The following is a 5,658-nucleotide window of genomic DNA, read 5'->3' as shown; positions in this document are numbered from 1 at the left end:
CTTGTAGGACTTGATTTCGGATTCCTCGACAAAAGTTGTATAATGTAATTTACCTATCTTGAATAAGAAGAAGAAATGTGGGTAAAGCTAGTGTCAGATCGCAAACCCTGTCCCGTTTGTCCCACTCAACTTGACGTACTCTCTTCTCTGTGATAAAATATAATTGTTACGGATGTATCGAGCGCAATGATTCCTCGTTGAGCCAAGAAAGGAAAGGAGGTAGATCATGCCGAAATGGATGTTGGGTGCAATCATAGTTTTGGGAACGATCCTCGCTTTGGGGGTGAGCCTTTGGGCTACACCCGTTGAGGTCACAACGCAGGACCAGCTCTTCCTCGCGCTGAACCAGGCCTGCGCAAAAGCGGAACAGCTGCAGACCGGCTCCCGGGTCTTCTGTGAACAGGCGAAGAAACGCCTCCAGGAAGAGCTGCAAAAGCGGCTCCAGCAGCACGGGTTCATCAGGCTGGATCCGGACCTCCTCGGGGAGGTCCTGGCGTGGAATCGATCCGGAATGGACGAGGCCCTGCAGCTCGCCCTTGGCGTGACAGAGATGCTTGATCAGGGAGCGTACGGAGCGAAGCTTCACGAGCTTCTCGCCTATGGACGAGCGGCCGGTTACACCCCGAAAGAGTTGACCGATCTGGTCACTCAGCTCGCGGAGATGGTGACCGCATGGACCCCGGCGGAAGACGTACTCGACAAGGCGTTGCAGCATCTCGACAGAGCCATGCCGGGGGAAAGCCTGGAAGAGGTGATAGAGGCCATCAAGCAGGACTTTGGCACCGAAACCGAAGATGGAATACCGCCGATGGGAGAGGCCAAGGGCCGGGCAGCGGCAGAACCGGCGTTAAACCAGACTCCCGGCGACGATAAGAGAGGGGCGGTGGAAATCTCCCTCCCCGAACCTGCAGACAAGAAGCAATCTGAACACAAACCGGAATGGGACCAACAGCCCCCCAGCGCCAATGGAGGGGGGATGGAAGTTGTTGTTCCTCCTGCAATGGACAAGAAGCAATCGACGGACGATGGGGCGGCGTGGGGCATCCAGTCTTCCGACGATAAGGAAACGGAAGAGATAGAGGCCTTGTCTCCCGCCACTACGGATGAAGAAGAGAACGAAGGAGCCTCCCACGGATCGGATCATAGGCACGGAGGCTCTGGCAAGAAGGGAAAGTCGGGTAAGGGGAAGTAACCGACGATCGTTCAGCACGCTAGGATAGGGGCCCAGCTTAGGTTGTTAGGCTGGGCTCTTCTTTTTTTCTCACGCTCTACCCTCAACAAGGTTAACAGATCCTTTATTCAAAACAAGTACACACATGAGCTTTACCATTGAATTTTGTACAGTGACGGATAGCTCATGATCAAGTAGGATCTCTGCTTACCAGCGGTACAGATTTAGGGAGCAGGCCAGGGTGAAAGAGCTTGTAGAACCTGATTTCTGATCCCCCGATTAAAACCCTATCATACAAGAAATGAAGATAACTTTACATACAAGGTGCGGTGGGACGAAAATCGCGATTTTTCGTAGAGTCGGGGCTTGTCCCCGACGTCATCCGTCACAGAGTTCATGTAATCTGGACAACCCCCGAACTGATTCGCCTGCGGCGAATCTCTAGGAGAGTTGCTGTCGCTCGGTGATCAATCGCGGTACGCATCCCGGCGGTGAGCAACTTTTACCACCGGAACAACGTGAGCATCATCCTGGACTTCATAAATGATGCGATAAGAACCGCAGCGGATGCGATATCGTTCTTGATCGGTGAGTTTCTCACACCCGATGGGACGAGGGTCATCGGTGAGAGCTTCGATCGTGTTCAGAATTTGTCGAACGTATTTTTGGGAAATAGGACGAAAGTCTTTCGCAACGGACTCCTTGAACAGGAGCCTATATCTTGCCATGTGCCCTTAAGTCTTCGAGCAGCTCCTCGTATGTGATCACCGGTTCGGCTGTCCGCTCATCGAACGCCGCTAGATCTTCGCTATCCTCTCGCAACGCCTGCCGAACGGCTTCGTTGACGAGCTCGGAGATCGAGCGCCCGTAGAAGCGTCAGGGCTGCATACCTGCCTCCGGCGAGCTCGTTACAGCAATCTGATTTGGTGGCGACGAAAACCGGTCGCACAGCGGGACAACCGCCGTTGATTAAAGATGGCAGCGATGGTCGTCCATTTCGACCCCGCCCGCAGTGGCGGACAACTACACCACGTATGTGGACTCTAACCTCTCCTATTCCACAAGCACCTTAAGCATGCAATACCGCTTGTACAGCCGCGAGCACGGTTTCTTTAGTGGTTTCTGCCTGTTGGGATAACGCCACCCGCCTCTTTTGATAATTTTGCACGTAAGTGTCATCCTTAATGTAATTGCAATTGATATCAACGTTATACAGGGCCGATTGTACAGCAGCCTCGGCAAGATGGGCGGAGACAGCGACGTCACTTACAGCGTTGGGATTGCCAATTTGGGGTAGCCTGCGGTTCAGTTCGAGCACTCGGTAGCACGCCTCCGCGGTCCTGTAAGGAACATCAGTGGCATTCTTAAGAGCTGCCTGGATCCTCTTCCTGCGCTCTTCTTTTTCCTGCGGCGTCGCTTTTGGAAGGCGGTAGCAGGTAACAAGTGAGTTATAGGCTTGGATATCCTCCTCAACCGCACTTAGGAGCCTTTCACGTAACTTGAGCGCCTCTTCCAGAATGTCCTTGATCTCCTGTTCGTATTCAGCGAACTTTTCCTTTCCGATGGTCAGGTTGCAGACCATCGACACCAGCGATGCCGCCATTGCTCCGGAGAGGGCGGCGACGCTCCCTCCTCCGGGGGTCGGTGCATCCGAAGAGAGTTCGGTTAAGAAGCGATCGATCGTCGTTTCGCCATAATTGTGTTGCATCCTTTCCTCCTTGTACTACTTTGCGTTGTAGCGGTACGGACAATCCGTGCGTCGGCATCCCTGACACGAGAAGGGAGTAGATGCCTGCTCTATTTCCGTACCGGCTCCTATTAGAAACGATACCGTTTTGCGGGGACGCATCAACAGGTGTGAGGTAAGACTAACGCCAATCTCATCTGCCCGTACGTTGGCGAATATCAGGCGCTGGTTCTCAAGCGGCCAGCGGCTGGCCCCCGACCCAGGTTCGAACACCCGGCTCGCATTCAATCCGTTCTTTTTTGCCCAGTCGAATACTCGATATGCCACCCGCTCGCAGAGCTCGGACACGGCGGCCGAGCCGAGCGCATCGAGAATCATCGCGTCGAGCAGTCTTCCTGTTTTACGCAGCCTCTCCACTTCCTGTTCGACGGCGGGGCCGACGGTGACAAGGCCAAAGGTAAGGAAGGAGGCACCTTGAATCGGGGCGGGGAGGTCATCTTTGCGAAGGTCTACTACCTCATCTATTGAGCGGATTCGACATAATGCCCTTGGTTGCGCCAAGGTAAGCGCCTTGGGAACAAGCTCCTCCAACTTCCTTAAAACAGGGGCAGACGGGGAAGAACCACCGTACTCGAGGTAACGGAAGACGCGCTCCGGGGACAGCGCAACGGCTCCTTCTACCTCAATCAATGTCCCTTCAGCCATGTTTTGTAGTTCCTCGTCGTTTTAAATTAGGTAACGAAGTCCCGACTACAAATGATAGAAGGTTCTTCTCTGCGTTCTGCGCTTACGTGAGTGGGACAAGTCTTTCCTCTCGCCCGCTTTCTCATCCCCCGTCACCTTCTTTGCGGGGCGATACACTCGACCTTGGAGTCTCCACCTACTACCCGGTCTAATTCGTGTTTTCAGCTACTCACTTGCTACTTTCTCGTGAGGTTCGAAGCGGCCTTTACTGTGTTAGCCATGATCATCGTAGTCGTCATCGGGCCTACTCCACCGGGAACGGGGGTGATCAAGCTGGCCTTTTTCTCTACACCAGCATAGTCGACATCACCGGTTATTCCATCTTTCCCCACATTGATCCCAACATCGATTACGACCGCGCCCTCCTTGACCATATCTGCAGTGATGAAGTTCGGCCTCCCTACAGAGACACACACGACGTCGGCTCTGCTCACGATTTCATGCAGGTCTTTACCCTTGTACTCGCATAGGGTGACGTTGGCATAACCCTCTCGCAATAGCAGCAATGCTAACGGCAAGCCCACTGCTCCGGCGCCGACGACGACGCTTTCCTTGCCGGCGAGATCCACCCCTGAGGCAATGAGCAATTCCATGACCGCTTGTGGAGTGGCCGGGAGTAGAACATCGGGGCGCTCTTTCAGTTCGCTATAAGTAGCGGACGCGGCCCCTCCACTGACCAGGTGCCCCAAGCTTGCTGGGTTGATGCAGTCGATATCCTTCTGTGGAGTGATCTCGCGGCTGATCGCGGCAAGGGAGATTCCTTTAGGGAGTGGAAGTTCGACAAACGGATATGCGGCAGGAATCTTGCACCAGTTTACCGACCATTTTGCGCTAAGACAACCGCTGGTTCCGGCAGAATCATCTCATGGTTGATGTAACTTAACGGCGACATGTATCCCAACGCTGAGTGCCTCCTCGTTTCGTTGTAGTACTCCATCCGCTCGTTGATCACCCTCCTTAGCTCCCAGATGTTCCTCGCATTGGTAAATAGATCTTTGTTCTCCCCTTTAAACCGACCGTTGAACGATTCCATGAAGGTGTTCCCCTTCGCCCCGTTTTCTGAGAATGAGATCCGCATCCGTTCCCGGATCAGCACCACCTGCAACCATCTGTATCCCGTGTACACCGCATCTTGATCATGATGGATGAACCGGCCTTCCATGCTGAGCCCTATCCTCTCTAGGTTCTCCCGCGCTGCCTCCAGGGCATTAAGCGCTAGAGCAGTGTCCTTGCGATCACTTACCTCCCATCCTGCTACGAGCTTTGTCTTGTGATCGATGATCGGCATGAGATATGCTTTCTTTTCTCCGTTGGCGTATCTGATTTCGGTAAAGTCGGTGTACCATACCTGAAACGGCTCGGGGTCGTGGATCTCCTTCACCAGGTTCAGCCCGTGCGCTTTTTGTAGATACTGGCGTGGTTTGGACTGTTTCGGCTTGACAACCGCTCGTTTGAGCCCCAGGTCCCAGTAGTTAACAAGCTTGCGGATCACATGCTCTCCCACCGTGTAGCCACGTTCATTCAACTCTTTCTTGATCCTCCTGTATCCGTAAGATGGATTCTCCTCTACTACCTCCAGAATGGGGACCTGGAGATGGGCGTACTTCTCTTTGGAAGATACTTTCTTGCCTTTCCAGTAGTACCACGTACTCTTCGGCAGCCCGATGGCGGCAAGACAGGTGTTGAGCCCGTATTCATCTTTGTGTTCCTCTACCAGTTTCACCTTGTCCTCCGTCACGAGCTGCCCTCCACAAAATTTCGCAACAGAGCTATCTCCACCTCCTTCCTTCCCAAAAGCTGCTCTAGCTCTTTTATTCTCTTTTCGTACTGGGCGATTGTCTTGTCCTTTCCGAACAGCTCTGGCCCTTTCTCCAAGAACTCTCGCTTCCAATTGGAGATGGTCGTAGGATGAATACCATACGCCCGCGCAATCTCCACCTCTTTACGATCTCCTTTCAGCGCTTCCAGTACGACTTGGAACTGAAAGCGCGGTGAGTAGTTCTTCTTCGCCTTTCCCACATCGATCACCTCGCTTTACGAGATGATCTTACCAGAC

Annotated in this window: 6 protein-coding genes and 1 pseudogene; 1 reads left to right on the top strand and 6 read right to left on the bottom strand. The window is 53.4% G+C overall.

Annotated elements, in window-relative coordinates:
• Positions 1-226: 226 nt before the first annotated feature.
• Positions 227-1,192: a hypothetical protein gene (locus J7J55_06585; protein ID MCD6142366.1), complete on the top strand. Its 966-nt coding sequence runs from the start codon at positions 227-229 to the stop codon at positions 1,190-1,192.
• 446 nt (positions 1,193-1,638) lie between these two features.
• Here J7J55_06585 and J7J55_06580 read toward each other — a convergent pair whose 3' ends face one another.
• The 6 genes and pseudogenes from J7J55_06580 to J7J55_06555 form a co-directional block, all read right to left on the bottom strand.
• Positions 1,639-1,899, bottom strand: coding sequence for a type II toxin-antitoxin system RelE/ParE family toxin (locus tag J7J55_06580; protein ID MCD6142365.1), 261 nt, complete (start codon positions 1,897-1,899; stop codon positions 1,639-1,641).
• A gap of 341 nt (positions 1,900-2,240) precedes the next feature.
• Positions 2,241-2,879, bottom strand: coding sequence for a cyclodeaminase/cyclohydrolase family protein (locus tag J7J55_06575; GenBank protein ID MCD6142364.1), 639 nt, complete (start codon positions 2,877-2,879; stop codon positions 2,241-2,243).
• A 15-nt stretch (positions 2,880-2,894) separates the two neighbouring features.
• Positions 2,895-3,563, bottom strand: coding sequence for a hypothetical protein (locus tag J7J55_06570; GenBank protein MCD6142363.1), 669 nt, complete (start codon positions 3,561-3,563; stop codon positions 2,895-2,897).
• 215 nt (positions 3,564-3,778) lie between these two features.
• Positions 3,779-4,291 (bottom strand): hypothetical protein, encoded by a 513-nt coding sequence (locus J7J55_06565; protein MCD6142362.1) that lies wholly within the window; start codon positions 4,289-4,291, stop codon positions 3,779-3,781.
• Between the two features lie 125 nt (positions 4,292-4,416).
• Positions 4,417-5,277, bottom strand: a pseudogene (locus J7J55_06560) (IS3 family transposase).
• 59 nt (positions 5,278-5,336) lie between these two features.
• Positions 5,337-5,621 (bottom strand): transposase, encoded by a 285-nt coding sequence (locus J7J55_06555; protein ID MCD6142361.1) that lies wholly within the window; start codon positions 5,619-5,621, stop codon positions 5,337-5,339.
• Positions 5,622-5,658: the final 37 nt, after the last annotated feature.

The sequence above is a fragment of the Candidatus Bipolaricaulota bacterium genome, assembly GCA_021159055.1.
GTDB lineage: Bacteria > Bipolaricaulota > Bipolaricaulia > UBA7950 > UBA9294 > S016-54.
The sequence above is the reverse complement of the archived record's forward strand: the minus strand, read 5'-3'. Positions and strand labels throughout refer to the sequence as shown.